The organism is Dubosiella newyorkensis (genome assembly GCF_001945605.1).
GTDB classification, from domain to species: domain Bacteria; phylum Bacillota_I; class Bacilli_A; order Erysipelotrichales; family Erysipelotrichaceae; genus Dubosiella; species Dubosiella newyorkensis.
The window spans coordinates 12,642-39,071 of sequence record NZ_MPKA01000055.1 but is presented as its reverse complement, the minus strand read 5'-3'; the positions used below and the strand labels follow the sequence as shown (position 1 = coordinate 39,071).

Genomic DNA, 26,430 nt, shown 5'->3' with positions numbered 1-26,430 from the left:
AGAAATAGATCATGAAAATTTTGATTACTGGATTCAATCCATTTGGAGAAGAATCGATCAATCCAGCCTTTGAAGCCGTCAAACTTTTGCCAGAAACGATCGAGGCGGCTCAAATCGTCAAGCTAGAAATTCCTACGGAATTCAAGAAGGCCGGAAAAGTCTTGCAAGAAGGCATTGAAATCAACCAACCCAATGTCGTGGTTTGTATAGGGCAAGCGGGCGGACGGAGCGCGATCACCCCAGAGAAGGTGGCTATCAACTTGATGGATGGCCGGATCCCGGACAATGCGGGCTATCAGCCATTCGATACGCCAGTCCAAGAAGATGGGCCAACCGCCTACTTTAGTTCCTTGCCAGTCAAGGCGATGGTCGAGGCGATCCGGGAAGACGGCATTCCTTCTTTCTTGTCGTATACGGCAGGAACATATGTATGTAATTATTTGATGTACGAGCTCTTGTATTTGATCGATCATCAATATCCACAGATCAAGGGCGGATTTATCCATGTTCCTTTTATGACGGAACAAGTGGTCAACAAGCCAAACGGAACCCCTTCTATGGATCTAGAAACGATTGCTAAAGGTCTTGAAAAAGCAATCGAGGCAATCGTAAAAAACGACGAAGATATTCAGCTTCATATGGGAGAAACCCACTAAAAAAGAGAACGTGATCGTTCTCTTTTTTAGTGATCTTATTCTAATTGTAGTCGACCTTTCCAATCTTTACTTTTTTCTTTTGTGTGAGTGTTATGATCGGCAACAAGAAGATCAAGATCGGATAGATCTCCAAGCGCCCTAAAAGCATGCAGAAAGAAAGCGTTGTCCCAAAATCGAAATCATCGAGCGAAACGATCATCGCTCCAAGCGTGATAATGACCATCCACGCTCCAAAAAACACCAAGATTTGGTCCACAGACTCGCGCTCCACCACCTTATGCTCGATCATGATCGCCTCCGCCAAATTCGCCTTAGCCCTTAACAAGGTTTCTGGCGTGGCCCCATTGCCATGCCCCCACCACATCTAGACTGTTCAATGTTTTCTCTAGCACAGCGGTCTTATTATCGATGACCGCCCCATTGTGCCCTTCATGATCCAATTGAGAAGCAAGCGTAAATCCGACCTTCCCATCTCCCACAATCACGATATCCATAAACTCTCCTTTACACGATTTCACAAATTGACCCATATTATTTTAATGGTAGCGTTAAGATACTCGCTTTTCAATCCTAATTTGACAACAACAAGCATTTGGCTGGTTCAATTCTTAGCAGTTAGATATATTTTACTTAAGAAGAAAGGAGCTCTCCCTATGTTGACAGATGTTGTAATTTATTCCCTGATCGGCTATTTGTCCGGCAGCATCTTATATTCCTTGTTGTATGTTAAACTCTTTCGAACTTCTGACATCCGCATCAATTCGCGTGACCACAATCCCGGCGTGGCCAATGCGTTCAAAAACGGAGGATTCGCGTGTGGAAGCTTCGCCCTTGTCGGTGATTTCTTTAAAGCTTTCATACCCGTCTATTTATATATCCATTTGACATCCCATTCCTTATACTCAATTGGAGCCGCTGTTGTGATGGTCGCACCCGTCATCGGACACGTATTTCCACTCTTTTATGGCTTCAAAGGAGGAAAAGGAATCACATCGAGCTTTGGAAGCTTGGCCGCCGTATTCCCGATCTGGCAGCCTGTCGCTTTCTTGGCCATTCTCTTTCTATTTTTTTCATGCGTTTTGGTCATCAAGCCAAACTATTATAAAACACTCGTTACGTACGCGATCTTTTTACCATGCATCTTGACCCTTCATATCAATATCGCGGTCGGAACCGGCGCGATGCTGATCGCTCTAAGCGTCATCGGGAAACTCCTTACCAGTAAAGAACAAAAAGAAGAGTTCAAAATGGAGCCAATATGGAAGCGCTAGTCCTCTCCTGCTCGACAGGAGGCGGCCACAACGCCGCGGCAAAAGCGATCGTTGAACAATTAAAAGAACATCATCATCATGTGGTGTTCTTTGATCCTTATTCGCTCAAAAGCAAGCATCTCGCGCATCAAGTTGGCGAAACCTATATCAAAACTGTCCAAATGGCTCCCCGTCTTTTTGGACTGATCTATAAGATCGGAAAAGCATATTCCAATATGCAGCATATCCTCCCGATCGACTCACCCGTCTATCTTGTCCAGAAAAAAAGCGCTCAGCGCCTGAAAGCGTACTTAGATGAGCATCATTTCGACGCGATCATCACCACCCACTTATTTTGTGGCGAGATCTTAAGTCAGCTCAAACGACAAAACTACCAGCTGCCCCCGATCTATTTTATCGCGACCGATTACACCTGCATTCCATTCGAAGAAGAGATCGAAGTCGACTCTTTCGTGATCCCTTCTAAAGATCTCGAAGCCGAATTTAAAAAAGCTAAAGTCAAAGCGAAAGAGATCCTTCCTTTTGGGATCCCGACCAAGAAAGGCTTTCACGAGCCGATCGCAAAGAACGAAGCGAAACGAAAGCTTGGCCTCGATGAGAATAAAAAATACATCTTGATCGCTGGAGGAAGCATTGGAGTGGGCGATATCAATGAAACGATCGATACCCTCCAAACATTCTTGCTTTCACATCGAGATCATGAGCTGATTATTCTTGTAGGAAACAACTTGCATTTGTATGAGCACCTGCAGCTCAAATATGAAGGATTTAAAAAAAAGCACCTCATCAAGATGACCGATCAAATGCCTGATTATATGAAAGCAAGCGAACTCTTTATCTCGAAGCCTGGCGGGCTCTCCTCCACCGAGGCCGCCGTTTCGAATATTCCATTCGTGATCGTCAATCCGATTCCTGGCTGCGAAGACAAAAACGCCCAGTTTTTCACAAGTCATAAAATGGCGTATTGGGCCAAAGACATCAAAAACGAGCTTTTACCTTGTGTCGTCAAAGCGCTCGATCGAGAAAATCAAGAATGCATGCTTTTTCACCAGCAGAAGACGATCAATCCGTATGCAGCTCGTGACCTTGTTGATTATATCGAAAAAAAGTAGACCGACTTGGATCGATCTACTTTCATTTTTGTTCCTTGATCGTTTGAAGCATGTGATCGATCACGGAATGATCTTTGCTGTCGGCAAGGATCTCTTTCGCTTCTTTTTTAGCTTGTGGCATGCCATTTTCCGGCACATAGGCGTTGTCAAAGAGCGAAAGCATCGCGATATCGTTGCCACCATCCCCATATACAGCGACTTCATTTGGTTCGATGTTTAAAAAAGAAGCTAGTTTCATCAAAGCGCTCCCCTTGTTTACACCTGCCGCCGTGATTTCATATAACCCTTTGCCGCTTGGAGCATTAACAAGCCAATCTGCATGCGCCTTTAAAAACGCATCCAGCCGACTATAATCGTCCACATCATTGATCCGCAAATTGATCTTGCAGATGGAAGCGTTCAAGATCTCTTCTTTTGACTTGCCAAATTGGATCCTAGGAAGAAAATCACGCATATATCTCTCTTTCCATTCTTCATCGCTCGTCGCAAAAACCCGGCGCTCTAAAAACTCTTTCTTTGGATAGCGTGTCAAAATATGATCTTCATTCACAAAATCAAAAGGGTACTCCTCAAATTCGTCCAAGATCTGCGCCAAGATCGAACGATCGATCTTTTCTTTGGCGACCGCTCTATTCTTTGGATCCAAGATCAAAGCGCCATTCATACACACCTTATACACAAGCGAATCGATTCGAGGATCGGAGCACTGGCTTTTCCCTCGCCCAGTCGCGATCGAGAAAACATGGCCAGAATTTACGATTTTCTGGATTCCTTCCACGATCACATCATCAAATTGATGCTTTTCATTCAATAAAGTCCCATCGAGATCACTCGCAAACAATCGAATCATTTTGGCTCCTTTAACAAGACTTTTTTATAGTATCGAGCAAATAGGATGCATGTTGTCGCGACCGCCAACGTGTCGGCAACAGGCTCCGCTAAAAAAACGGCAAACACTTTGTTCTCAAACAAGCTCGGCAAAATATAGATCAAAGGGATCAGCAAGAACACTTTTCTCAGAAGCGCCAAAAATAAAGACGTTTTCGCGTTTCCTAACGCAATGAAGGTTTGCTGGCACGCGATCTGCGCCCCAAAACAAAAGGACATCGCCATATAGATCCGGATCGCCCAGCACGTGTACTCGACCAGTTCGGCATTGTTGGTAAACATGTGCGCTAAAAGCTGCGGCATGAATTGAGCCAGCGCCCACATCGCACTCGAATAGAGAAGCGCGCTCACGAGCAAGATCTTGAACGTCTTTCGGATCCGATCATATTTTCCCGCCCCATAATTATACGATATTAGAGGCTGGGAGCCTTGGGTCAAGCCTTGTAGCGGAAGCATGGAAAACTGCATCACGGAAGCGAGGATGGCCATCGCCCCTACCGCCACATCCCCTCCATATCGAAGCAAAGAAGAGTTGAAGCAGACACTCAGCAAGCTTTCCGTAATATTCATCACGAATGGCGATAAGCCAAGCATCAAGCATGGCCCTATGATCGCTGGAGTGAGTTTAAAATATCGCTTCTGCAAATGCAGGCTGCTCTTGGAAGAGCGCAAGAACCAAAGGACAAAGAGAGCGGAAACCGCCTGCGATAAGATCGTCGCGCAGGCTGCCCCCTTTACACCCATGCCAAAAACAAAAATAAAGATCGGATCGAGCAAAATGTTGATCACAGCCCCGATCACGACTGTCGCCATTCCATATTTGGCATAGCCTTGGGTGTTGATGAACATATTCATGCCAAGCGCGCTTTGCACGAATAAGGTCCCTAGCGCATAGATGCGCAAATAGTCGAGCGCGTAGGGAAGCGTGGATTGGCTCGCTCCAAAGAGAAGGAGCATCCATTCTCCAAAGACTTCAGCGATGAACGTTAATAAGATCCCAAAAAGAACTAATAATATAAAACAATTCCCCATGATTTCTTCGGCTTTTTGCTTGTTGCCTTTGCCAAGTTCGATCGCGGCCCTTGGAGAGCCTCCCATGCAGACGAGCGAAGAAAAAGCGGAAATCATCAATATGATCGGCATCGTGACACCAACCCCTGTCAAAGCCAAAGCCCCCGTTTCAGGAATGTGTCCAATATACATCCGATCGACGACGTTGTAGAGAACATTGATCAGCTGCGCGATGATGGAAGGCAGTGCCAACGAAAACAATAGCTTTCCGATCGATCCTGTTCCCAAATCAACGGATTGATTTTTAGATCGCATAAAAGATTCCTTTCTAACCAGAATACAGTATAACGAAAAACAATTTAATTCGCTACGGAAATCGAATCCCTCAGGCAAGGAAGTTGCCTTTTTTTCTCGCTTTTTCTACGATAAAACTAACGAGGAGGTATCCACCATGAAAGATGATTTTTTTGAACGCGATAAAGCGGAAGCGAAAAAGAAATGGGAAGAATTTGAAAAATATGAAAACAAGGAAGATACGAAATTGAAAGAAGAGGCCGCGAAAGATAAAGCCGAATTGGATAGCGAAGCCGCTAAGGTCAAAGAACGTGTCGAAGCGTTCGATCAAGATATCAAAGAAGACGCCCATAAGGACGCCGACGATTTCAAAGAGGACTTTGAAAAATTTAAAAACGACATCGAGCATAAGTAAAAAAAGATCCGCGAGGATCTTTTTACATGAGAAATAAGCTTGGTTCTAATTGCTGGTGGTGCGGATCCCAAAAGAGAAACGATTGCTGACCTTCCTCTTCGGCGATCTGGGTAAAAAATTCTTTCGATTCGGAATAGTCCCAATCGAACAAATTAGTGCACGGCAAATATTGGACCTTATGATCATAGACGTAGCCGACTAAAAAACTTGGCGCGTTGATGATCGTCCAAACATAGGATTCGTTATTTAAGATATGCGAAATATCCGCTTTTAAGCGCGCGATATCTTCGCTCGAATTGTCGTATTCATCTCGCCACTGTCCAAAAGCCAAGACAGCACTTTCTGCGCCCGTTTGGATATACAAATTCTCTTCGCCATATAAATTGATCACGACGATGATCTCTTCGTCGTTCGCTAATTGAGAAAACTGATGTTGGCGATTGTCGAAAATTTCCAATTCTTCATCCTTTAAAAACTCTCTCATCGATTCAGATATTTGATTCATAATGCCACCTCACCGACGCATGGTTCTTTCTACACTTATAAAACCATGATTTCTATAAAATAGATATCATGATGCTTTTTTAGAAACTAACTCAAGTAAAATGGAATTAAAGCGTTTTGACTCGCACCAATGCGGAAAATGCGAAGATTCCTCGAACCAATACCATGTTTTCTCGCTTTCGAGCTTGTCAAAATACGCTTTGGCAAGCGCCGAAGAAAGAAGCTTGTCGTTTTTTCCTTCGATCAAGACAATCGGAACTTTCCATTTCACGATCGATTCAAAATCCACTGCCATGATTTGCGGCCACAGCTTCTTTTTGGATTGAGTGATCCCCTTTAAATATCGTTGGTAGTCGAACAAAGTGAACTTATTTGATTTTAAATAAAAGGAACGAAGCAAGCTATCGTTTTTCTTTTTATATAATGTTCCCTTCAGTTTAAAGATCTGCTTATCCAAATAGTCAAGATCCGAATACCAATTCGCGCCACCAAAAGCGGCATCGATCTTCAAAAGCTTATTCGCCACGATCGGCTTCGAATTCTCGATCGCGTATCGTAGACGCAAACGCATGGCCTTTTTCATATTGACGACTTGCGAGATCCCGATATACGTATGGACCAATTGTGGGTATTGCTGCAAAAAGAGAAAGCCAATGATCGTGCCAAAATCATGCGCGCACAAATAGACCTTTTCTTGATGAAACCGTTTCAATACGTATTGGACGATCTCATGCAGATCTTGTACATAATCGTCCAACAACAAATTCTCATATTGCCCAAATTCATAATACGATTTTCCTGCGCCTCTTTGTTCCCATAGGACAAGCGTATATTTGGAAGCGAGCTCCTTTTGATAATGCAGCAACAAAGGCAAGGCCGCGTCGCCCGGTCCTCCGTGCACATAGATCAGCAGCGGCAGATCTTTATGCTCCGCTAAAAGCAGGATATATTGCAGCGCGCCATTGATCATCATTCGTTTTTCTTGATTCAAATACATAAACTGCCCTCATAAGATGATTTTGTTCAGTATACTATACTAGCAAATGACTTAACAAGACATTTTTTCGATTGCTATAATCAAAGCGAAAGAAGGTAATCCTATGAAAATTAAATATTGGGCCGATTTTGAATGCCCATATTGCTTCATTTCGGAAACAAATCTGTATGAAGCGGTCCATGAGCTTGGCATGGAAGACGATGTGGAGATCGAAATGAAAGCGTATGAACTCGATCCAAAAGCTTCCAAGCATTATACGCTTTCGATTCAAGAAAAATTTGAAAAAGAAGAGGGCATGTCCCCGGCAGAAGCACAGCAAAGATTCCATCAGATCCATCGATACGCCGAAGATGCCGATCTCCATTTTGACTTCACGAAAATGCGCTACACCAACGACTTCGACGCGCACCGTCTCTATAAGTATGCGTGCGAACAAGGTGTCGAAGATAAGATCCGCCCTCTTCTTTTTGAAGCGTACTTTATCGAAAACAAAGAACTCGCCAATCGCGAAACCCTCTATGAAGTAGCCCGCAAAGCCGGATTAAACCACCACAAGGTCGAAGAAATGCTCGACTCCGAGGCCTACAAGGACGATGTCCGCAAAGACGAAAGCCAAGCCGAGATCTTGGAGATCGAATCCGTTCCTTATTTTATGATCGGAGAACAGATCGTTCCTGGATACCGCGATAAAAAGCAATTCAAAGAGATCTTAAAAAACAATACGGAAAGCGGCAAAACGGGCGCTTCATGCTCGCCAAAAAGCTGCGGATAACCAAAAAAAGCCCATATGGGCTTTTTTTAAGCGAGATCCTCTCCATTCGAGGCGATGACTTTCTTATACCAATAAAAAGAGTCTTTTTTCGAACGCGCCATCGATCCATTTCCTTCATCGTCCATATCTACATAGATGAAACCGTAGCGTTTTCGCATTTCTCCTGTTCCAGCAGATACAAGATCGATACAGCCCCACGTCGTATAGCCAATCAAGTCAACACCCTCTTCAATGGCTTTGTCCATTTCTTGAATGTGCTTCCGATAGTATTCGATACGGAATGGATCGTGGATCGATCCATCCTCTTCGACCTTATCATAGGCGCCTAGACCATTTTCTACGATCATGATCGGCTTATGATATCGATCATCGATCACCTTCAAGAAATAACGCAAACCGACTGGATCAAAAGCCCATCCCCAATCCGAATATTTTAAATACGGGTTCTTGACTCCTTCGACACCATTTCCTCCCGCTTTGTCTTCTGCTTGGTGGGTCGTGATGCTGTTGGACATATAATACGAGAACGTATAAAAATCGACTGTGCCCTCTTTTAAGATCTTGCGATCCTCTTCGCTAATGGCTAGATCTACATCATGTTCTTTCCACAACCGCTTGGCAAAGCGAGGATATTCCCCTTTGCATTGCACATCGGAACAATAGAAAATATTTTTTTCCCATAAATTCCGATTCAATAAAATGTCATTTGGATCGTTTGTCGCTGGATAGAAGGCGATTCCGCAAATCATGCAGCCAAGCTTGTATTCAGGATCGATCTCGTGGGCGAGCTTTACAGCCTTCGCGCTCGCTAGAAATTGATGATGCAGCTGCAAATACGCTCTTTGGAACGCTTCGTCGTTTGCCACATTTCCAAACATATCCAAGAACATGACCGTATTGTTGATCTCATTGAATGTAAGCCAATATTTGACGAGTCCCTTATATTCTTCAAAGCATGTTTTGGCGAATTTCACGTATAAATCGACTAGTTCGCGGTTGTTCCATCCATTTTTTTGTTCTTCTAAATAAAGCGGCGTGTCAAAATGCCAGATCGTGACAAGCGGCTCGATGCCATGCGCCTTCAATTCTTGAAATACTTGGCGATAAAACTCGACCCCTTCTTGGTTGGGCTCGTCTTCCATTCCCGTTGGATACAGCCTCGACCAAGAAATCGACATTCGGAAGACTTTGAATCCCATTTCCGCAAAGAGCGCGATATCCTCTTTCCAATGATGATAGAAGTCTGTCGCTTTATGATTGGGATAATAATAGTCCTCCAAGACTGCGTACGAGGCGCCTTCTGGAAGGATGAAGCCATGCGAAGGCGAAGCGTGCGGACTTCCATATTTATCGATCCATGTGATCATTCTTGGCGAATTGACGCTCCCACCTGTCGTTACATCGCTCAAAGAAGGCCCTCTTCCTCCTTCATTCCATCCCCCTTCATATTGATTGGCAGCCGTGGCGCCGCCCCATAAAAAGCCATTTGGAAAATGACTCATAAAACTCCCCCTTTCATTCCTATTCGATTTTATTTTAATCAATTTTGAAAAGAATGAAAACGTTTTCCAGTCATTTTCGCAAAAAAAGAAGGTGTCCCACACCTTCTTCAATCGTTTTGATGTTCGCTTTTCCAAGTATGATAAGCCATCCCAAAGGCTTATCCCATCGTTTGCGGCTCTGCTCTTTTCCCCCTCGAGCAAGCTCGAAATCGATGGATCCAGTTAGGCTTGGACTGCTAAATTCCCTTCATACATTTCGATCATTTCTTTAACCGTTTCTGTAGCGATCAAAGAACTCATCAAATGATCTTGTGAATGCTCTACCCAAGTTTCGACTTCTTTTTCGTTTCCCTGTACGAAATCAAGAAGATCGCTTTCTGCTTTCTGCGCTTCGATCGTCGCTTCATCGCTTTGAGCGATCAGCTCTCTAGCTTCATCAAGGTTCCCGGCCTTCATTTGCTTTAAAGCTTTGTAGGCTAAATTCTTAGCGCGTCTAGCATTCCGCAGAATCGAGAAAGACATCATATCAAGTTTAGTATCCATTCTATAGTTCCTCTTTTCTTCTTACTCCAGTAAACTTTTTGTATCTTTATTTTACTCAGGGCAACTTTAGGTGTAAAGCGTTTTCACCAAAAAATTACTTATAAATTGATTCGTAAGCGAGTTCCATTTAAACGAAAAGATGAAAACTAATGAAACAAAATGCTCGAAAAAACTAAGACATTATTTCTATTCATAAAGCAGAGAATAATTATAGAGCGCGCCAATCAAATTTGAGTCGTTGAAATGCTTGCACACATTGACTTCGGTACGAGGCATAGGCACTGGAACCGAGTCATAATACGTGTTTGTCTTCTCTTTGATCGCTTCGATCAAGCGAGGCTGTTTAGAGATCCCGCCCCCGATCAATACGCGTTCTGGATTTAAAATACAGGTCATATTGTAGATCGTGCCCGCGATCGCGTCGACGACTTCGTTAAAGACTTCATGGATCGCTGGATCCTCTTGCTCGAGCCATTCAAACACTTTGAATCCATCGACTTCGCTTTCTTCTATCTTCTTAGCGACCGCACATTTTTTCGTCAAAGCGCTCGTGCTGCACGCATGAGCTAGACATTCATCGAACCCTTTTTTTGAAACATCTTTCATCAAGAAAGAAAGCTCGCCCGCAAAAAAATTTTTCCCTTTGACGATCTTACCATCTAAAATGATTCCTCCACCAATTCCAGTTCCCAATATCATGACGACACCCGAATCGCACCCTGCAAGATTTCCTTTCCAAAGCTCGGCTAAAGCGGCTGATTTTCCATCGTTTTCGATCGCAACAGGAACATCTTTTCCCGTTCGATCGAAAATCAGAGCACGAAGATCTTGAGCGACATTCGTGTTGGCGTTATACCAAAGAGATCCTGGCGTATAGACATAGCCAGTCGAGGAATCAATATTGCCTGGCAGCGAAATCGCGATCCCATCCACATCGGGCAGCGCTTCTTCAAACAGATCCGCCAACACATTCAAAAAGTGTTCGCGAGAATCCATTGGTGTTGGAACGGAACCTTTTGATAAAATATTCGCCTCCATATCCATGATGGCGTATTTAATAAAAGTACCTCCAACATCAATCACTAGTTTATTCATGTTCAACCTCCCTCTCACCATTAAAATAGCAGATTCGCTATGAAAGCGCTATCACAAAAAAAAGAAGTCAATTCGAAAATTGACTTCACGAAGCGGCTCGTTTGATTTGATCGATCAAGAAAGCGCAATCCAAAGAGTCTTGGAGGGGCATGACTAGACTCATCGTGCTTTTTTCTTGCCATAATTTAACGAAGTGGTCGATTTCTCCATAAAAGTCATCGACTTCATAAGGAATCTTTCTTTCAAACACCTTTCCTTCTTTTTCAACGATGTAGTTTTCCATCCGATGAAAATTCGGGATCGTGATCACGCCATGTTCAAAGGTGAGACGGGCAAAGATCGGCTCCGTTCGATCGATCGCGCATTCTACGCTCGCTTGACAAGAAGGATACGTTAAAACCGAACGCGTATAGATGTCGACACCATTTTCAATGATTTGATCGGTCTGAATCTGTTCGACATCTTCTTTCATCATATCCTGGATCAAGCCGACTCCATAAATACCACAATCGAGCAAGATGCCCCCTTGTTCCACATCCCAAAAATACGAAGATGGAGAAATTTGTTCGTTCAGATCCCATATCGTTTCTATGAGATGAAGCGAACCGAGAGAGGACGCTTCCTTTTTCATCGCTTTATAGGCAGGTGTAAAACGGGTTTTCATGGCCTCCATGCATAAGAGCCCCGTTTCGTTTTGGACTTGTATGATTTCTTGAACATCCGCTTCGTTTAATGACAGCGGTTTTTCGCAAAGTACGGCCTTGCCTGCTTTCAAGGCCTTGATGATCGTTTCTTTATGGAATTTATGGGGCAAAGCGACATAGAGCGCGTCGATCGCTGGATCGTTGAAGAGCTCTTCTTGTATAAGCGTGTACATCGGAATGTTGTATTGTTTGGTAAAGGCGATCGCTTTAGCCTCATTGCGGGCGCTCACCTTCAAGACGCGGCAATCTAGATGATGGGCGATGCTTTCCATGAATCGGTGAGCGATATTTCCAGCACCGAGAATTCCCCAACGCATCCTTTTCTTAGATGCGGATGATGTGGACGCTGGCAAAATTGACCTCTCCTTTCAGAACGATAACATGCTCATTTTGCGGAAGCGCCATTCCTTGGGTTTGAATAGAACCAAAAAGTGTTTTCGCTTCATTGCGAACGCCCCATTTTTTAGGGATATACAATTTTAGATCGCAAAATCCACAATCAAGAATAACGTCGATCTCTTCTTTTTGCAGGCCGAGCTGATCGAAATAGACGCTCATTGAGCAAAACGAAGGCGTGAGATAGACCGATTCGACCGATTGTCCGCGTAAATAATGGCTCGAGGTATTGAACGCTCCTTTTAAATGAACGATATTGTCCGTATTTTCATCGATGAGCACTTCTTCCTTTCCCATGTTTGGATGTTCGGGCTTATTCAAAAATGAAAGTCCGATCAATAAAAGAATGACAGAGATGATGATCGACCCGAGCGAAATAAAGCCTAAGCCGATCACGTTTCGCCACATCACGAACAAGATCGCTAAACAAATCACTTTTCCGCTCACATCGTTTTTCTTTTTGCATTCCGCATAGACCATCAAAAAGAAGAGCGTGAAAAGGATCTTCCATAAAAACTTGGCTAAATTCAAGATCCCAAAGCCATTCAAGATCACTAAAACGGCGCATACAATGAAAAAGACACCCCATATCCAATTGCGATTCGAATTTTCGTTCATTCTAGATCCCCCTTTTCCTCATCCATTCTCGCTTTTAACGTTTTATAGTAGCTGCGCGACGCATATACATGTTTATACGTATCTTGGAATTGAACTAAACACGATGAGACGCTGCGCGTCAGCGCGAATATTTTTTTCACATTGACGATCGCCGACTTTGAGATCCGCAAGAAAGAAGATGGCAATCTTTCCTCAAGCTCATAAAGACGAAGATCTGTATAATACATATCATCTTTGGTATGAGCAATGACTTCTCTTGCGTCGGTCTCGAAAAACAAGATCTCGTGCACATGGAGAAAATATTCTGTATTGTCTTTATATAAAGGCAATGTACGCTGCGACCTTCGAAGTTCCCTTTCAATTGCCAAGATCTCTTGGTCGAGTTTTGGCGTTTTAATGAAGACTTCTGTTTCTTCGAGCGAATCATCCACTATCACATGAATCTTCATGCTTTTGTTATAGCACAAAACAAAAAAGAAACAACCAGTCCTGTGTATGTGGCCCATTATGTGCGCTAAGAGGCAATAAAAAAGCGATGAATCCCTCATCGCGTTATGATCTATGGCGTCGCCAAGAGGATTTGAACCTCCGACCTACCGCTTAGGAGGCGGTTGCTCTATCCAGCTGAGCTATGGCGACAAGTCCCTCAAATTGTACCACAAAACATCAAAAAAGACTGTCAAAAATTCAACAGTCTTTATTTCTGTTACGCATCGCTTCTCGCGTAGGCGTTTTTCATATTGCAGCTGAGCTGATAAAGCACTTGATCCAGCGTCTTAGTGGAAAGTTTTTGCGCCATGTCCGCCAATTCTTGGTTCGCTTTCGCGCACAAGCTTTCTTTTGCTTTTGGATCTGTTTCTTTGGAGATCAAGGCATCGTAACGATTGATGATCTCGTGCCCCTTGGCAAAAGCCGCATTTTGATAGCGCTCGATGATATTCAACGATTCTTTATAACTTGCATCGGCCATCGCCTCGATCAGGCGGGAGACCCAATAGAAGTTGTTTGTATCCACAGAGGCTGTCGTGTTCGAAACATATTCTGGAGTTTGATCCACATCCACATAGAATGGAACCGAAATATTGAATGGATTCGCGCCAAACGAGATCCACTCTAACGCCTTAGCGTGCGGCCGGTTTTGAATAATGCCTAAAAAGCTCGTCCGGTTCACGCCGATCGAACGATACGCTCCTGCCATCGAACGATCACCATAACTCATATACGGATCATATGGCGTTCCTTGATAGTGGCTCGACAACAAATATTTTACGTCCTCGATCGTGATCTTCTTTTCAGGAACGAGACACCAAGGAATGTCGTCGCTTCGAGGCGAAAAGTCAGGATCTTCTCCATCCCATACAAACGTGTTCGGATTCAAATAACGTTCGATATACCAAGCCCGAGGCGTGTTGTAGACATGATCGGCATCATCATGCGAGCCAAACGCCGCTCTAGGATCAAATGGCCCTTCTAATGTAAGATCCAAATTCCAACGAAGCGTGAAATCCTTCAGATCCGCTGAACACATGAAATTTTCTTTTTTTCCATACGCGTCCTCGAAATCAAAATAGTCGATTCCTAGCTGATTTGGCATAGCGACATAGGCATCATCTGGCACACGACGCGCCATCCAATGATGTCCGCCAATCGATTCAAGCCACCAGACTTCTTTCGTATCCGAAAAGCCAATGCCATTCATTTCATACGTTCCATATTGTTCTAGAAGCTTTCCTAATCGTTCCACGCCCTCGCGAGCACTATGAATATAAGGCAAAGTGATATATACAAGATCTTCTTCGCCGATCCCGCCAGGCGTATTCGTATCTGGATCGTAGACGACAAGAGGATCCGCTCCCAAGACCCGCGGGTTGGAAGTGATCGTCTCGGTCGCGCTCATTCCTACGCCCGCTTCGTTAATTCCGCAAGCAGCCCAAATCCCTTTTTCATTGTCGATATTCGGGACCGCTGTATAGCGCATCGGATCCTTAGGAAGCTCGATCTTTACGTGAGAAAGCACCGACTCATATTCGATTGGCTGCTCGGATGGCTGGATCACCACAAATTTCTTAGGTGTAAAATGACCCGCTCCGGCATCATCGTTTCGCGCCATGATGCAAGATCCGTCATAAGAAGCGTCTTTTCCGACTAAAATTGTTGTACAAGGCATAACACAAACCCTCCTACGCGTATCATATCACTTTATCGAAGAAATCAGGCTTTTGTTACTTTGAAGAAGAGGTAACAGCTCGAAAAAGTCATCGATCGCCACACGATCCGGATACTTTTCTCCTTTCGAGCGGACGCCGATCCCTACGATACCAAGACTATCCGCGGTATCCAACGCGTAACGACTATCTTCAAAATAGTACGTGCCTTTCGCTCGTACATGAAGCGCCTTCAAAGCGCGTTCAAAGATTTCTGGATTTCTTTTGCTCAAGCCAAGATCTTCCGCGCTCTCGATCCCATCAAAGTCTTCAAAGATCCCTAACCGCTGAAAGCAAGGCTTGACCAAACGCAAGGGCGAAGAAGTCACCACACCCAATCGATATCCTTTTTTCTTGGCGAGCTTGATGAATTCGACCGCCCCAGGCATCGGTTGGATCGTCTTCGTATACGCTCGCTCTAAGATCGTGTCGGCCAACTCTTCCATATCTTTTTCATCCATCTTCGTGTGCCAATGCGCGTGGATCCACGCAAACGCTTCCGAAGCCTTCAAAGAATGATATCGTTTCATATCCTCTTCGACATTCGAATCAATTTGATTTGCATCATAGATCGCTTGCACGACTTCGTTCCACACTCCCAAAGAATCTAAAATCGTTCCATCCACATCAAACAATATCGCGTCCATTTTCATTCCTCCAAACAAAATCAGTATAGCATCTTTTTTCTTCTCTTTCCGTTTACAAATCAAAAACGATCTGATAGATTGAGTATATTCTTCTTTCCTAACACGTATCCTTTTATTCCATCCTTTTCCATTGCTCCTTTTTTAGGTACTGTTCATCCGAAAGAAGACTTTAAAGGAGAATCCATAGAATGAAAATCAATCTAGAACAGCTTTCCAGTCAATTCCAGCAGCGACTCGATCAATTCAAGATCGATCCATCCATCAAGCCGGTCCTTAGCTTTCATGAAGAAATCAGCGAAAACGATATTTTGACCACAAAGCTCTATCTTCAACATCCCACCCAAGAAATCGGTCTTGCCGTCACGATCGACAAGATCTACTTTTCCGAGCCAAAAAGCGAACAAGAAATCGATCGCTTCTTAAAAAAAGTCTTAGAACCTTATTTCCAGCTGATCCAAGATCCGGATCCCGTGCTCGACTTTCCAAATTCACTGACTTCCTATTCCGCCATCAAAAACAAGATCTTCCTTCGTCTTCGTGATCCCGACTACAATCAAGAAGCCGATCCGAGCTGGATCCAATTTCCAGTCTGCCAAGGACTGCACGCGAACGCGCGTGTTGGTTTTTGGAAAAGCGAAAAAGAATTCTGCTCCACCCCGATCGATCAGCGACTCTTGGATACTTGGAACATCGATAAAGAACAGCTCTATGAACAAGCGATGATCAATTTAAAACAAGAACACGTCTTGCTCCTCGACCCACGCGATCCAACATACACAAATAAAATCTCTTTCTCTTCTCTTCCGACCAACACGATCTACGCCTTATCCACGATCAATTACTACAATGGCGCAAGCGTGATCCTTGTCCCTTCTCTTCTTGCTTCGATCGCTCAAAAGCTCAACGAAAACTTCTATCTCTTGCCTAGTTCGATCAACGACATCATGCTCGTTCCCCGCTCTTTCAAGCCGGGGATCAAAAGAATGCGCCAAACGCTTTTAGCGGCCAATAAGGAAATCACAAGTGAGCGCGATTTTCTCAGCAATAAGATCTTTTACTACGATTCCCTCACCAATCAAATTGAATGCGTCCATAAAGAAAGCGACGAAGATCACTATTTAGCGTAAAAAAAAGGACCTCTCTTTCGAAAAGTCCATCAAGGTCAAAATGGCGCGCTCGATAGGGCTCGAACCTACGACCCTCAGAATCGGAATCTGATACTCTATCCAACTGAGCTACGAGCGCATTTCCTTTGATATTATAATACGTTTCCTTAAAAATTCAAAATGTTTTCTTGTATGCGACAAAAGATAATGTTATAAATGTTAGGATAATAGAAAGAGAGGCCAGTATGGCAAAAAGAATCATTCAAATCGAAGAAAAAGTTCCATTAAAAATGCTATTGCCGCTCAGTGTCCAGCATCTATTCGCGATGTTTGGAGCCACTGTACTCGTTCCATTCTTGTTCGGGATCAATCCAGCGATCGTATTGCTCATGAATGGGATCGGCACATTGCTGTTTATATTTATCACAAAAGGAAAAGCGCCAGCCTATCTCGGATCGAGCTTCGCGTTTTTGGCGCCTGCCAATATCGTGATCGCCCAATTTGGCTATCCTTACGCTTTAGGTGGATTTATCGCCGTCGGATTCCTTGGATGCGTCCTCTCCTTTGTCATCAAAAAATTTGGTGTCAAATGGATCGATGTCGTTCTTCCTCCCGCTGCCATGGGGCCTGTTGTCGCTCTGATCGGACTCGAGCTTTCTGGTTCGGCGGCAAGCACGGCCGGACTTCTTGAACCGGTGATCGACCCGAAAAACGCGATCGTCTTCTTGATCACTCTTAGTGTGGCTGTGATCGGCAGCGTGTGCTTCCGTAAATTTTGGGCCATCATCCCGATCTTGGTCGCCGTTGTGGCTGGATATATCAGCGCCGTCTTCTTAGGTATGGTCGATTTTACTCCTGTGCTCGAAGCTCCACTTTTCGCGCTTCCAAACTTCACGATGCCCCAATTCAATATCAACGCGATCTTGATGATCTTGCCAGTCATCCTCGTGATCATGTCCGAACACATTGGACACCAAGTCGTGACGAGCCAAATCGTAGGACGCGATCTGATCAAGGATCCTGGACTCGACCGCACTTTGTTTGGCGACAACTTCTCGACAATGATCTCCGGATTCTTAGGCTCTGTCCCAACGACGACCTATGGAGAAAACATCGGTGTCATGGCTCTTACGGGCGTCTATAGCGTCCAAGTCATTGTGGGCGCTGCGATCATGTCGATCATCTGCTCGTTCATTGGACCACTTGCCGCCTTGATCGAAACGATCCCTAGCCCTGTGATCGGCGGGATCTCCTTCTTGTTGTATGGAATGATCGGTGTTAGCGGATTGAGGATCCTTGTCGATGAACATGTAGACTACGCCAACAGCGTCAACATGGTTTTGACTTCCGTTGTCTTTGTGGCTGGTCTTTCGGGAATCACGATCCAGATCGGAAATATCGCCTTGACCGGAATGGTCTTGGCCGCCATCGTCGCCATGCTTTTGAGCTTGCTCTTCTTTGTATTTTCCAAGCTCCACTGGCTCAACGAAACAAGCGAAGAACCAAAAGATATGCTATAAAGAAAAGGACTGCCATTTGCAGTCCTTTTTCTATTCTTTCGTAAACAATGTCGCTACCGTTTTTTCGTTATACTGTGTCGAAATGATACCAGAATCCGACATACGCGAATAGACGCCCGCAAACAAGCCATTATAGACATACAGGCCCGTCAAGTTTGAATACATGCCCCATTCGTTATAGTTGACCAAATCGATATTTTCCGTTTTATAAGGCGGAATGTATTGTTGCACGATATAGTTTTGATCCACAAAATCAAAGATGACCTTCCTCCATCGCTTTTCATCAAGATCCACGCCAGCCCAGACCCCTTTGGCAGCATACGAATCTTTCGGCTTGATGATCCAGCGATCTTTTTGCCCTTCGATCATTTCCGCCGTCTTTTGATCTAGATCGAGCGTTTGAGGCACATGCTCTTCAATGAATCGGATCTCTTCTTGCGTAAAATAGCTTTGCATCTTCGCTTCGAAAAGCACTTGATTGATACATTTATGGTGAACGAGCTGCGTTTGGAAGGCGCCGATCAGCACGATCGCTCCTTGCTTGAGTGCTTGGATAAAATCTTGCACTTCCCCATAATGTTCCATAACATCTTTGGTGACCGCCCTTCGATAGATCACATCGATCGGCATCCCGCTCTTTTGATTATAGAGACGCTCGCCATCAAAGCGAAGATCTCGAATATCGACCACCTCGCATTGGAAACCGCGTTTTTTGAATCGCTCCTCGAATTGGTACAACTCGCTCAAATACGCGTTTTCCAAAAAGTCGACGATCGCAATCTTCGGATCTTCTTTGGCGTTTGGACTGGAATCGTACGTCAATAAAAACGCGTCGATCCAGCTTTCCATCAGCTCCATCACTTCCACATCGGGATGAATCGCTTCATACGCGTTGTTCAGCTTTAAAAGCTCGGTAAGACGATAATTCTCGTTCATCGCGCTCGTCCCATCGGTATTGAATTCGCAAAAATGAAAATTCTTGGTCGTTTCATCGTAAAAAATATCGATCCTGCAAATTGGGATCGGGACCGGATAGCCTGGATCGAGCAAGATCAGCTCCTCGAGTTCTTTTGAAAAAGGAAAAAGCTCGCGAATCTGCGTATCCTTTTTATAGGCTTCGATCACCTTCGAAAAGATCCCGTACGTCATTTCTGTGATTTTTGAAAACCGCTCCTTGTCATAGGGCGAAAAGAACCGTGGCACATGCAGGGTTCGCGTATAGTTTCCATTTCCCGCGTTCAATTCGCTCTTTTGGATCGCCATCGTGATCTCTAGAGCGCTCTCTTTGCTTTCGACAAAATGATCATCGATATAGCGTTTAAAAATAGGATCGTAATTCATTCGAGGCCCTCGCTTTCGTAAATGTGCTTTTTCTCATAGATACACTTTTTCAATGGCGCCAGCATCGCAAGCTCATCTTGATCAAGACTTTGCTCGGCACGCCTCACAAGATCTTCAAGGACACTCGACAAACTAGAGCCATAGACTTTCGCGCTCCATCCATCTTGTCGGATCTTTTCTCCATACGCTTCCAATTTGGAAACACTCGTTCCTTGAGAAAGCTTCCAATAATGCTCGATCACGGACGGATCGTAAAACAACCCTTTGATCAGCGCGCAATACGCCATCATATACGGTTCGGGCATCGCATCCGCTGAACGGATCTCGATGAATTTTTTGACGCGGATAAATGGAAAAACCATCGACAAATAATGGGCGATCATCTTCGAAGAATAACCATACGTTTTCGCGACTTCGAAAACCTTGCTTTGGCCAGCGCTTTTGCACTCTGTTCCGTCGTTGAGGACGATCAAAGGCATTTTTTCGAGCCAGTTGGCGTATTGAAAATAGCCAAAATCTGGATCGAAGGTGTTTGGCATGAACCCGCACCGCTCAGGATCTGTTCCTTCCCAAATCGAAGAGCGCAAAAGAACATCTCCATTTTCAACCCCTTGATAGATCGGAGTATTCGAAGTGATAAAGTTGAACAAATAATGAAGATAATTCGCCACGCGATATTTGCAGATAAAATCTTCTTCATTTTCATAATCGATCGAAAGATGGATCGACGCGGTTCCCTTCATCATTTCTTTTCCTCTTTTCCCTGAGGTTTCGAACCATTTTTCCATGAGCGCATAGCGCTCTTTCGGGATCCGTTGGACTTTGTCGATCGAATAATTAGGCAAGCCGCCCGAGTAGACGAGCGCATAACCTTGCCTATGCAAATAGTTTTGAATGGGCTCGACCGCTTCCTCATACCATGTTTTGATGTGTTCTAGGTTTGCGCTGCAACGAAAAGAAAGCTCCAGCTGGCAGCCTGGCTCTAAAGTGATCAATGTCGTATTCGACTCTAGCGCGATCAAATGATCTTCTTCATACACCGCTTCTTCATAGCTCTCTTTCAAAAATTCGAGCAGCTTGACCAGCTCTAGATACGGCATAGGGGCTCCTGTTTCATCATTGAGCACAAAGTGTTCGATCTCAAGCCCGATCCGTCCTTTTTCTTCTGTTTGGCCCGAGGCAATATAACTAGTGAGCGGCGTCATAATAAATGGAAGCTTTGACTTCGTCGGTATGCTCTTTGCCCGTCAGTTTTTCTAAGATCGCGAATCCAAATTCTTCAGCCGCCGAAGCAGAGATTCCCGTAATGAGATTTCCATCCTCGACAACATATTGATAATGATAGTTGCCGCCAAAATCTTCATTCATGCTTTTAAAGCATGTGTAGTCTTTCCCTTTCAAAAGGCCAAGTTTTCCTAAGATCGTTGGCGCGGCGCAGATCGCTGCGAGCACTTTCGAATCATCATTGGCGACTTTTTTGATCAGTTCAAGAACGTCCGGATTGGCCTCCAGCTTTTTCGCGTGGGCGCCTCCTGGAATGATCAGACAATCGATCGCGTCAAAATCATAGTCCTTCATTGGCGTCGTTTTCGAGTAGGTCACCCCAAAACGGCCAGTGACATGATCGTCGTGAACGCTGACAAGATCTACATCGACGCCTCCTCTTCTCAATAGGGCGATTGGTCCCATCGCTTCTAATTCTTCAAATCCATTATCCATAATGATTGCACATTTCATACTTTGACCTCCTCATGTTTGTCGCTTCTATGATACCAAATATTTTTTTAGAATGAAGACTCGTGCTTACATTGCATCAAAACAGCCAAACAAAAAACCGACTAGTATAATAAGAGCAGAATAGGAGAGAAATCATGAATTCATTTTTTAAACAAACAGAATCTCAAACGCGTATATTCGCTCTTGTTTATATCGTATTCGGATTCATTCTTTGCTTTTTTAATAAATCGATCTTATTTACAGCGACTCGGATCATTGGCGGCGTTCTTTTATTGTATGGAGCCTATCAATTGTATTTGTATTTTGCCAAAAAGCAGTTCGCCAGCACTTCGACCCTTATTTTCGGGGTCTTGAGCGCGCTGTTTGGCTTATTCTTTTTGATCTCCCCGCAATCCTTGATCGCGATCCTTCCCGTATTGTGTGGAGTGATCTTGATCTTGAACTCCGCCATGCAGATGCAAAAATCATTCACGCTCCGTTCGCATGGCTATGATAACTGGATCTATGCATTTATTATTTCGCTCGTAATACTGATTGGTGGTATAATTCTATTGCTACGTCCGATCCAAACGATGAAGTTTATCTTGCAGCTCGTTGGGATCTGCCTCATGGTGGAGGGCGTGATCATATTAGTAAACCAACACGAAATAAATAAATACCTAGACTAGGAGTGATATCATGAAAATTTCGACCAAAGGTCGATACGCGTTACGAATGTTGTTAGATCTAGCGGAACATCAAAGTCAAGGCTACATTACCTTAAAAGATATCGCCAAGCGACAAGGGATCTCTAAAAAATATCTCGAGCAAATCGTGATCGCTTTGAACCAAGCCAAATTTTTAAAATCCAATCGCGGTTTTCAAGGCGGCTATCAATTGAATAAGCCAGCCAAAGAGATTACGGTTTGGCAGATCCTAGAAGCGACAGAAGAGTGCATGAGTCCTGTGGCATGTTTGAATCAAAAGGAGAATCCATGCCCTCGAAGAAGCGAATGTTCGACGCTCTGGGTCTGGGAGGGCTTGAACAAAGTCGTTCAGGAGTATTTGAAATCGATCACGATCCAAGATCTTCTCGATCGTGAATTTGAATCTAATATCGACAACTACATCATTTAAAAAAGCTCGGATCTCTCCGAGCTTTTTGATTTATTCGACTTCGAGCAAGCTGTTGCCTTCTCCATACATCGAATACCAATCTGCGTTGAAATCATCCACCGCTTTATCGATGCTTGGATTTTTGAAGATCTGCTTCAAGATCGCCACAGGCGCCGTAACGGCTTGCGCGCCCGCGTCAAGTGCGTCTCTGATCTGCTGCACGCCTTTAAAGCTTGCCGCCACGATCTTGGTCGGATATTGATCATGATCGATCCGAGTGGATACGTTGGCGATCAATTGATACGGATCATTGCCTAGATTTCCGATACGGTTGACATAAGGAGCCAAATAATCCGCTCCGGCAGCTAGAGCCATCATCGCTTGCATCTCATCATAGATCGCTGTCGCTGTGATCGGACACCCTTCCTTCTTCAGCATTTTGATCGCTTTTAAGCCTTCATAAGAAACGGGCACCTTGATATAGACAGCATCATCGATCTCTTCGTGGATCTTATGCGCTTCTTTGACCATATCTTCCGCTTTTTTCGCAGTGACTTGAATATGGAGCGAACGATCTTGGCCAATAATGTTGCGGATTTCGCGCATGTGATCATAAAACTTTTGCGGATGCGTGTTTTTGACGATGCTTGGATTGCTTGTCACGCCAACGATGGGCATATGTTCGATCGCGTCCTTGATTTCCTCTAAATCGATCGTATCAATAATGAATTCCATAATATCCTCCTCTACTCGATCACGAGATTTTTAATTCCATTTTCTTTAGCGATAGTTCGAAAATGATCCATTTCTTCTTTTGTATACGCCTTCGCGTTTGGATCGATCCCATAGTTTCGTTCATATAAATGATATTTAGAAGACGCCAGCGGATTGTAGTTGAGAAGCTCATACTTCACATCGCTTGAAATTCCGCTTAAAAACTGGGCGATCTTGGCGATATTCTCGTCCGTTCCGCTCCATCCCGGGATCAAAGGCGTCCGAATCGTAACCGCCTTTTGGCTCTCTAAAAGAAGCTGAATATTTTCTAAAATGATGCGATTGTCGACCCCAGTCGCTTCTTGATGCAGCTTTGGATCCAGGATCTTTAAATCACAATAGATCGCATCTAAATAAGGGAGCACTCGCTTCATGTTGTCTTTCGATGTATAGAAGCTCGATTCGATCGTCGTATGGATCCCTTCTTGTTGACATCTCTTCAACAATTCTTCTAAAAAATCGACTTGCATGAAGGGTTCTCCACCAGAGATCGTCAAACCGCCCTCTTGTTGAAAAAACACTTCATCTTTTTTGACTTCTTTCAAAACTTCTTCCACCGTATAATATCGAGCATCGTATTGAAGCGCTTGGGCAGGACAAGCTTCGAGAGCTCGATCATGATTTGATTTTCGATCGAGGACATGTGGACAGCCTCCTTGAAAAACGATTCCCCTATCCTCTTTCGCGCACGCTCCACAATGGATACAATGTCTTTTAAAATAGATCAGCTCTTGCTTGGGATCAAGTCCTTCCGGATTTTGACACCACCTGCACCGTAGCGGACAGCCTTTCAAAAAGAGAGTCGTTCGAATGCCAGCTCCATCATGCATCGCGAAGCGCTTGATATCAAAAACAAGTCCTTTAGATGCCTGCATAGCTCGTCCGCTCGATGATCTCATCCTGTAATTCACCAGCCAACTCGACAAAATAAGCAGTATATCCAGCCACCCGGATCGTCAAAGACGCATGCTTTTCTGGATGGATCTTGGCGTCGAGAAGCTCATCCCGATTAACTACATTGAACTGGATGTGCGGGATCTCTAGATCCACGAAAGCGCGCAGGAACGTTTCAAATTTCTTTTTTCCTTCCGCTGTTTCAAAGAACGAAGGAAGAAACTTCATGTTCAATAAACCTCCATTGGTCGTATACGAATCTTTCATCCGGGATACTGATTTCAAGACAGCTGTCGGCCCTTTCAAGTCGCGTCCATAGACAGGCGACATGCCTCCATCGGCAAGCGGAGTTCCTGCTTTTCGACCATCGCACGAGGCCCCTACGTTTTCTCCCATCGGAACGTGGGCCGAGACGGTATACATGCCAGTATGGAACGGCCCTCCTCGATAATTTGTATATTCCTTCATCTTTTCGCGGAAATAACCTGCCCACTTGGCGCCGATCTCATCCACCCACTCGACATCGTTGCCATATTTTGGCACTTTTCTCAAAAGCATCGTCTGCAAGACAAGATCGCCTTCGAAATCGTTGCGAAGCGCTCTAAGCAGATCGTTAGGATCGACTTTTTTCTCTTCATATACAAGTTGTTTCACAGCGGCCAAAGAGTCAGCCAAATTGGCGACTTGGATCATTTGGATACCGGACAAATTATATTTCGCTCCGCCTTTGGTCACATCTTTTCCTGCGACTAGGCAATCATCGATTACACTCGACAAGAAAGCGGTCGGCAGACAATCTTGATGCGCTTGCTCCACAACGACTTCGGCTTTCATCATTTCGTCAATAAAATAATCGATTTGTTTTTGGAAGGCGTCTTCTAATTCTTCATAGGAAGCGTACGTGTCCAAGCCACCTAGATCCAAGCCGATCTTCTCGCCCGTCAATAAACAAACGCCATGATTCAAGGTCAGCTCGAGCGCTTTGTTCAAGTTGAACATGGCCGCGTCCGACCAGCCTAAATTGTTTCCATGAGTCGTCAGTTCCACGCAGCCAACGATCGCATAATCGCGCGCATCTTTTAAATCAATCCCAAGATCGTGATGCATCGGTTCAATGATCGCTTCGTCATTAAAGAATTGAGGCATTCCCGACCCTTTAGCGACCACATCGATCGCGGCTTGCATCAAGGCGGAAGAGGAATGCTTATTGAGACGGACACTTAAGTTTGGCTGTGGCAATCCTAGATCATATTGTGCCTGTAAAAACAAGAACGACAAGTCGTTGAATGTGTCATTGCCCTCTGGATCGACTCCGCCAATCGCGATATTGAATCCGATCGGGAAGCCGGCGAAGTATTTAGCGGAATGCGCGTTTCTTAAATAAACGATTTGATTGAACTTGAGCCAAAGCGCTTCAATGATCTCGAGCGCTTCTTCTTGGGTAAGAGCACCGGATTCTATATCCTTTTTATAGTACGGATATAAGTATTGATCCATTCTTCCTGGCGAAAATGAAGACGCGTTGGATTCCATATGCAAAATCGTGAACAAGAACCAAACCGATTGGACAGCTTCATGGAAGCTTTGCGCCGGGCGTTTAGCCAACGCGAAGCAGTTTTCAGCGACTTGCGTTAATTTTGGATCTCGATCGCTTGCCATGATCATCTCTCCATACCGATTCATGAATGTCTTTGCGCCTTCCATGACGAGGATCACGCTTTGATAGAATTCTTTTTGATCGTTGGAAAGACCTTCTTTTTGCAGCATTTGTTCGGCTTTTTCTTTCAAGCCTTGTGGACCTAGCTCTAGCCAGAGCTTCGTGTCGGGACAAATGTGGCCTTGCGCATGATCTTTTTGGTTGATCTTGACGACTTTGGCGATCGCGTCAATATGCTTTCCATCTTTGGCCCGGATGATATCTTCCATGCTTCTTCCTTTCCAGTATGGATAGATCGTTTCTCGAAACTCTTGGATATCTTCAGGATGCACTTGGAAGCGGTCTTGCGGACGTGTCGGGAGCGTTTCGAATTCACGATCGATCCACGAACAGCCCGATTCAGGAAAAACGACACCATACCGGACACCCTTCGTGCGGTTTCCGACGATGAGCTCTTCTGGTTCGAAGCCAATTTCAATTTCTTCTAAAGCCGCCTTTAAAGACAATGCCCGCTTTAAAGGAACAGATAGCTCTTCATTTTCTTGATAGACGCGTGTGATGATCCGAGCTTGCTCGATCGATGCGTATCGTGGCGATGAGAGCATTTTATCTTTTAATGTTTGAATACGAATACTGATTTCGCGATCGTTCAACATATTGTTCTCCTTTTCTTTACA

29 protein-coding genes and 2 tRNA genes are annotated in these 26,430 nt (G+C 44.5%); 9 read left to right on the top strand and 22 right to left on the bottom strand.

Annotated features, from left to right (window positions below):
- The first annotated feature begins 11 nt into the window (after window positions 1-11).
- Complete coding sequence (gene pcp, locus BO225_RS03910; protein ID WP_076340967.1) at window positions 12-656, top strand: pyroglutamyl-peptidase I; 645 nt, start codon at window positions 12-14, stop codon at window positions 654-656.
- Window positions 657-696: 40 nt separating this feature from the next.
- Here the strand turns inward: pcp and BO225_RS03905 are convergent, their stop codons facing one another.
- A complete protein-coding gene (locus tag BO225_RS03905) occupies window positions 697-945 on the bottom strand; it encodes a hypothetical protein (RefSeq protein WP_076340966.1) in 249 nt (82 codons plus the stop codon).
- Between the two features lie 22 nt (window positions 946-967).
- Window positions 968-1,150, bottom strand: coding sequence for a hypothetical protein (locus tag BO225_RS12310; RefSeq protein ID WP_076340965.1), 183 nt, complete (start codon window positions 1,148-1,150; stop codon window positions 968-970).
- Window positions 1,151-1,309: 159 nt separating this feature from the next.
- Between BO225_RS12310 and BO225_RS03895 the strand changes: the two genes are divergently transcribed.
- Complete coding sequence (locus BO225_RS03895) at window positions 1,310-1,927, top strand: glycerol-3-phosphate acyltransferase (protein ID WP_076340964.1); 618 nt, start codon at window positions 1,310-1,312, stop codon at window positions 1,925-1,927.
- Window positions 1,915-3,039, top strand: a complete 1,125-nt coding sequence (locus tag BO225_RS03890) for an MGDG synthase family glycosyltransferase (RefSeq protein WP_076340963.1) — start codon at window positions 1,915-1,917, stop codon at window positions 3,037-3,039. The genes BO225_RS03895 and BO225_RS03890 overlap by 13 nt, the downstream gene beginning before the upstream one ends.
- A 22-nt stretch (window positions 3,040-3,061) precedes the next feature.
- On the opposite strand, the gene BO225_RS03885 is transcribed toward BO225_RS03890, so the two are convergent.
- Both BO225_RS03885 and BO225_RS03880 read right to left on the bottom strand, forming a co-directional pair.
- Window positions 3,062-3,889, bottom strand: coding sequence for an HAD family hydrolase (locus tag BO225_RS03885; protein WP_076340962.1), 828 nt, complete (start codon window positions 3,887-3,889; stop codon window positions 3,062-3,064).
- A complete protein-coding gene (locus tag BO225_RS03880) occupies window positions 3,886-5,253 on the bottom strand; it encodes an MATE family efflux transporter (RefSeq protein ID WP_076340961.1) in 1,368 nt (455 codons plus the stop codon). Before BO225_RS03880 ends, BO225_RS03885 begins: the two co-directional genes overlap by 4 nt.
- Window positions 5,254-5,389: 136 nt before the next feature.
- Here BO225_RS03880 and BO225_RS03875 point away from each other — a divergent pair, with 136 nt between their 5' ends.
- Window positions 5,390-5,647 (top strand): hypothetical protein, encoded by a 258-nt coding sequence (locus BO225_RS03875; RefSeq protein WP_076340960.1) that lies wholly within the window; start codon window positions 5,390-5,392, stop codon window positions 5,645-5,647.
- 22 nt (window positions 5,648-5,669) lie between these two features.
- Here BO225_RS03875 and BO225_RS03870 read toward each other — a convergent pair whose 3' ends face one another.
- Window positions 5,670-6,152, bottom strand: a complete 483-nt coding sequence (locus tag BO225_RS03870; protein ID WP_076340959.1) for a hypothetical protein — start codon at window positions 6,150-6,152, stop codon at window positions 5,670-5,672.
- Between the two features lie 66 nt (window positions 6,153-6,218).
- Window positions 6,219-7,148: an alpha/beta fold hydrolase gene (locus BO225_RS03865; protein ID WP_076340958.1), complete on the bottom strand. Its 930-nt coding sequence runs from the start codon at window positions 7,146-7,148 to the stop codon at window positions 6,219-6,221.
- Between the two features lie 103 nt (window positions 7,149-7,251).
- On the opposite strand from BO225_RS03865, the gene BO225_RS03860 reads away from it, so the two are divergent.
- Window positions 7,252-7,920, top strand: coding sequence for a DsbA family oxidoreductase (locus BO225_RS03860; protein WP_076340957.1), 669 nt, complete (start codon window positions 7,252-7,254; stop codon window positions 7,918-7,920).
- A gap of 26 nt (window positions 7,921-7,946) precedes the next feature.
- Here the strand turns inward: BO225_RS03860 and BO225_RS03855 are convergent, their stop codons facing one another.
- The 9 genes from BO225_RS03855 to BO225_RS03815 form a co-directional block, all read right to left on the bottom strand.
- On the bottom strand, window positions 7,947-9,422 hold the full coding sequence (locus BO225_RS03855) for a glycoside hydrolase family 1 protein (protein WP_076340956.1): 1,476 nt from the start codon (window positions 9,420-9,422) through the stop codon (window positions 7,947-7,949).
- A gap of 222 nt (window positions 9,423-9,644) precedes the next feature.
- Entirely contained in the window at window positions 9,645-9,965 is a 321-nt protein-coding gene (locus BO225_RS03850; protein ID WP_076340955.1) for a PTS lactose/cellobiose transporter subunit IIA, read from the bottom strand.
- Between the two features lie 186 nt (window positions 9,966-10,151).
- Window positions 10,152-11,060: an ROK family protein gene (locus tag BO225_RS03845; protein ID WP_076340954.1), complete on the bottom strand. Its 909-nt coding sequence runs from the start codon at window positions 11,058-11,060 to the stop codon at window positions 10,152-10,154.
- An 85-nt stretch (window positions 11,061-11,145) separates the two neighbouring features.
- A complete protein-coding gene (locus BO225_RS03840) occupies window positions 11,146-12,117 on the bottom strand; it encodes a Gfo/Idh/MocA family protein (RefSeq protein ID WP_143356761.1) in 972 nt (323 codons plus the stop codon).
- Entirely contained in the window at window positions 12,089-12,778 is a 690-nt protein-coding gene (locus BO225_RS03835) for a LiaF transmembrane domain-containing protein (protein ID WP_076340952.1), read from the bottom strand. The genes BO225_RS03840 and BO225_RS03835 overlap by 29 nt, the downstream gene beginning before the upstream one ends.
- Window positions 12,775-13,215 carry a LytTR family DNA-binding domain-containing protein gene (locus BO225_RS03830; protein WP_198936095.1) on the bottom strand — a complete coding sequence of 147 codons (441 nt, stop codon included), beginning with the start codon at window positions 13,213-13,215 and terminating at the stop codon, window positions 12,775-12,777. Before BO225_RS03830 ends, BO225_RS03835 begins: the two co-directional genes overlap by 4 nt.
- Before the next feature lie 125 nt (window positions 13,216-13,340).
- Window positions 13,341-13,417, bottom strand: a tRNA-Arg gene (locus tag BO225_RS03825).
- A 67-nt stretch (window positions 13,418-13,484) separates the two neighbouring features.
- Window positions 13,485-14,945 carry a C69 family dipeptidase gene (locus BO225_RS03820; protein ID WP_076340950.1) on the bottom strand — a complete coding sequence of 487 codons (1,461 nt, stop codon included), beginning with the start codon at window positions 14,943-14,945 and terminating at the stop codon, window positions 13,485-13,487.
- A 27-nt stretch (window positions 14,946-14,972) separates the two neighbouring features.
- Window positions 14,973-15,629: an HAD family hydrolase gene (locus BO225_RS03815; protein ID WP_076340949.1), complete on the bottom strand. Its 657-nt coding sequence runs from the start codon at window positions 15,627-15,629 to the stop codon at window positions 14,973-14,975.
- Window positions 15,630-15,817: 188 nt separating this feature from the next.
- On the opposite strand from BO225_RS03815, the gene BO225_RS03810 reads away from it, so the two are divergent.
- Complete coding sequence (locus BO225_RS03810) at window positions 15,818-16,756, top strand: DUF5688 family protein (protein ID WP_076340948.1); 939 nt, start codon at window positions 15,818-15,820, stop codon at window positions 16,754-16,756.
- A gap of 41 nt (window positions 16,757-16,797) precedes the next feature.
- Here BO225_RS03810 and BO225_RS03805 read toward each other — a convergent pair.
- Window positions 16,798-16,874: transfer RNA gene (locus tag BO225_RS03805), tRNA-Arg, on the bottom strand.
- A gap of 106 nt (window positions 16,875-16,980) precedes the next feature.
- On the opposite strand from BO225_RS03805, the gene uraA reads away from it, so the two are divergent.
- A complete protein-coding gene (gene uraA / locus BO225_RS03800; RefSeq protein ID WP_076340947.1) occupies window positions 16,981-18,255 on the top strand; it encodes a uracil permease in 1,275 nt (424 codons plus the stop codon).
- A 30-nt stretch (window positions 18,256-18,285) separates the two neighbouring features.
- Here the strand turns inward: uraA and BO225_RS03795 are convergent, their stop codons facing one another.
- The 3 genes from BO225_RS03795 to BO225_RS03785 are packed head-to-tail and all read right to left on the bottom strand — an operon-like array spanning window position 18,286 to window position 21,333.
- Entirely contained in the window at window positions 18,286-19,596 is a 1,311-nt protein-coding gene (locus BO225_RS03795; protein WP_076340946.1) for an ATP-grasp domain-containing protein, read from the bottom strand.
- Window positions 19,593-20,801: a glutamate-cysteine ligase family protein gene (locus BO225_RS03790; protein WP_076340945.1), complete on the bottom strand. Its 1,209-nt coding sequence runs from the start codon at window positions 20,799-20,801 to the stop codon at window positions 19,593-19,595. The genes BO225_RS03795 and BO225_RS03790 overlap by 4 nt, the downstream gene beginning before the upstream one ends.
- Window positions 20,785-21,333, bottom strand: coding sequence for a DJ-1/PfpI family protein (locus BO225_RS03785; protein WP_076340944.1), 549 nt, complete (start codon window positions 21,331-21,333; stop codon window positions 20,785-20,787). The genes BO225_RS03790 and BO225_RS03785 overlap by 17 nt, the downstream gene beginning before the upstream one ends.
- Window positions 21,334-21,467: 134 nt before the next feature.
- Between BO225_RS03785 and BO225_RS03780 the strand changes: the two genes are divergently transcribed.
- Both BO225_RS03780 and BO225_RS03775 read left to right on the top strand, forming a co-directional pair.
- Window positions 21,468-22,001 carry an HdeD family acid-resistance protein gene (locus tag BO225_RS03780; protein ID WP_076340943.1) on the top strand — a complete coding sequence of 178 codons (534 nt, stop codon included), beginning with the start codon at window positions 21,468-21,470 and terminating at the stop codon, window positions 21,999-22,001.
- Window positions 22,002-22,011: 10 nt separating this feature from the next.
- Window positions 22,012-22,449 carry an RrF2 family transcriptional regulator gene (locus BO225_RS03775; RefSeq protein WP_076340942.1) on the top strand — a complete coding sequence of 146 codons (438 nt, stop codon included), beginning with the start codon at window positions 22,012-22,014 and terminating at the stop codon, window positions 22,447-22,449.
- Window positions 22,450-22,479: 30 nt separating this feature from the next.
- Here BO225_RS03775 and BO225_RS03770 read toward each other — a convergent pair whose 3' ends face one another.
- Genes BO225_RS03770 through BO225_RS03760 form a run of 3 tightly spaced genes read right to left on the bottom strand, consistent with a single transcriptional unit; the run spans window position 22,480 to window position 26,409 of the window.
- Window positions 22,480-23,163, bottom strand: a complete 684-nt coding sequence (locus tag BO225_RS03770; RefSeq protein WP_076340941.1) for a fructose-6-phosphate aldolase — start codon at window positions 23,161-23,163, stop codon at window positions 22,480-22,482.
- 11 nt (window positions 23,164-23,174) lie between these two features.
- Entirely contained in the window at window positions 23,175-24,101 is a 927-nt protein-coding gene (locus BO225_RS03765; RefSeq protein WP_076340940.1) for a glycyl-radical enzyme activating protein, read from the bottom strand.
- Entirely contained in the window at window positions 24,064-26,409 is a 2,346-nt protein-coding gene (locus BO225_RS03760) for a glycyl radical protein (protein ID WP_083632073.1), read from the bottom strand. Before BO225_RS03760 ends, BO225_RS03765 begins: the two co-directional genes overlap by 38 nt.
- Window positions 26,410-26,430 lie beyond the last annotated feature (21 nt).

What these genes read in the sequence shown, in the direction of transcription:
- BO225_RS03770 (WP_076340941.1), bottom strand. Translation starts at nt 23,163, where the DNA reads ATGGAATTCATTATTGATACGATCGATTTAGAGGAAATCAAGGACGCG.
- uraA (WP_076340947.1), top strand. Translation starts at nt 16,981, where the DNA reads ATGGCAAAAAGAATCATTCAAATCGAAGAAAAAGTTCCATTAAAAATG.
- BO225_RS03795 (WP_076340946.1), bottom strand. Translation starts at nt 19,596, where the DNA reads ATGAATTACGATCCTATTTTTAAACGCTATATCGATGATCATTTTGTC.
- BO225_RS03870 (WP_076340959.1), bottom strand. Translation starts at nt 6,152, where the DNA reads ATGAATCAAATATCTGAATCGATGAGAGAGTTTTTAAAGGATGAAGAA.
- BO225_RS03835 (WP_076340952.1), bottom strand. Translation starts at nt 12,778, where the DNA reads ATGAACGAAAATTCGAATCGCAATTGGATATGGGGTGTCTTTTTCATT.
- BO225_RS03820 (WP_076340950.1), bottom strand. Translation starts at nt 14,945, where the DNA reads ATGCCTTGTACAACAATTTTAGTCGGAAAAGACGCTTCTTATGACGGA.
- BO225_RS03845 (WP_076340954.1), bottom strand. Translation starts at nt 11,060, where the DNA reads ATGAATAAACTAGTGATTGATGTTGGAGGTACTTTTATTAAATACGCC.
- BO225_RS03865 (WP_076340958.1), bottom strand. Translation starts at nt 7,148, where the DNA reads ATGTATTTGAATCAAGAAAAACGAATGATGATCAATGGCGCGCTGCAA.
- BO225_RS03815 (WP_076340949.1), bottom strand. Translation starts at nt 15,629, where the DNA reads ATGGACGCGATATTGTTTGATGTGGATGGAACGATTTTAGATTCTTTG.
- BO225_RS03895 (WP_076340964.1), top strand. Translation starts at nt 1,310, where the DNA reads ATGTTGACAGATGTTGTAATTTATTCCCTGATCGGCTATTTGTCCGGC.
- BO225_RS03785 (WP_076340944.1), bottom strand. Translation starts at nt 21,333, where the DNA reads ATGAAATGTGCAATCATTATGGATAATGGATTTGAAGAATTAGAAGCG.
- BO225_RS12310 (WP_076340965.1), bottom strand. Translation starts at nt 1,150, where the DNA reads ATGGATATCGTGATTGTGGGAGATGGGAAGGTCGGATTTACGCTTGCT.
- BO225_RS03765 (WP_076340940.1), bottom strand. Translation starts at nt 24,101, where the DNA reads ATGAGATCATCGAGCGGACGAGCTATGCAGGCATCTAAAGGACTTGTT.
- BO225_RS03880 (WP_076340961.1), bottom strand. Translation starts at nt 5,253, where the DNA reads ATGCGATCTAAAAATCAATCCGTTGATTTGGGAACAGGATCGATCGGA.
- BO225_RS03780 (WP_076340943.1), top strand. Translation starts at nt 21,468, where the DNA reads ATGAATTCATTTTTTAAACAAACAGAATCTCAAACGCGTATATTCGCT.
- BO225_RS03885 (WP_076340962.1), bottom strand. Translation starts at nt 3,889, where the DNA reads ATGATTCGATTGTTTGCGAGTGATCTCGATGGGACTTTATTGAATGAA.
- BO225_RS03860 (WP_076340957.1), top strand. Translation starts at nt 7,252, where the DNA reads ATGAAAATTAAATATTGGGCCGATTTTGAATGCCCATATTGCTTCATT.
- pcp (WP_076340967.1), top strand. Translation starts at nt 12, where the DNA reads ATGAAAATTTTGATTACTGGATTCAATCCATTTGGAGAAGAATCGATC.
- BO225_RS03890 (WP_076340963.1), top strand. Translation starts at nt 1,915, where the DNA reads ATGGAAGCGCTAGTCCTCTCCTGCTCGACAGGAGGCGGCCACAACGCC.
- BO225_RS03810 (WP_076340948.1), top strand. Translation starts at nt 15,818, where the DNA reads ATGAAAATCAATCTAGAACAGCTTTCCAGTCAATTCCAGCAGCGACTC.
- BO225_RS03875 (WP_076340960.1), top strand. Translation starts at nt 5,390, where the DNA reads ATGAAAGATGATTTTTTTGAACGCGATAAAGCGGAAGCGAAAAAGAAA.
- BO225_RS03760 (WP_083632073.1), bottom strand. Translation starts at nt 26,409, where the DNA reads ATGTTGAACGATCGCGAAATCAGTATTCGTATTCAAACATTAAAAGAT.
- BO225_RS03775 (WP_076340942.1), top strand. Translation starts at nt 22,012, where the DNA reads ATGAAAATTTCGACCAAAGGTCGATACGCGTTACGAATGTTGTTAGAT.
- BO225_RS03790 (WP_076340945.1), bottom strand. Translation starts at nt 20,801, where the DNA reads ATGACGCCGCTCACTAGTTATATTGCCTCGGGCCAAACAGAAGAAAAA.
- BO225_RS03855 (WP_076340956.1), bottom strand. Translation starts at nt 9,422, where the DNA reads ATGAGTCATTTTCCAAATGGCTTTTTATGGGGCGGCGCCACGGCTGCC.
- BO225_RS03905 (WP_076340966.1), bottom strand. Translation starts at nt 945, where the DNA reads ATGATCGAGCATAAGGTGGTGGAGCGCGAGTCTGTGGACCAAATCTTG.
- BO225_RS03850 (WP_076340955.1), bottom strand. Translation starts at nt 9,965, where the DNA reads ATGGATACTAAACTTGATATGATGTCTTTCTCGATTCTGCGGAATGCT.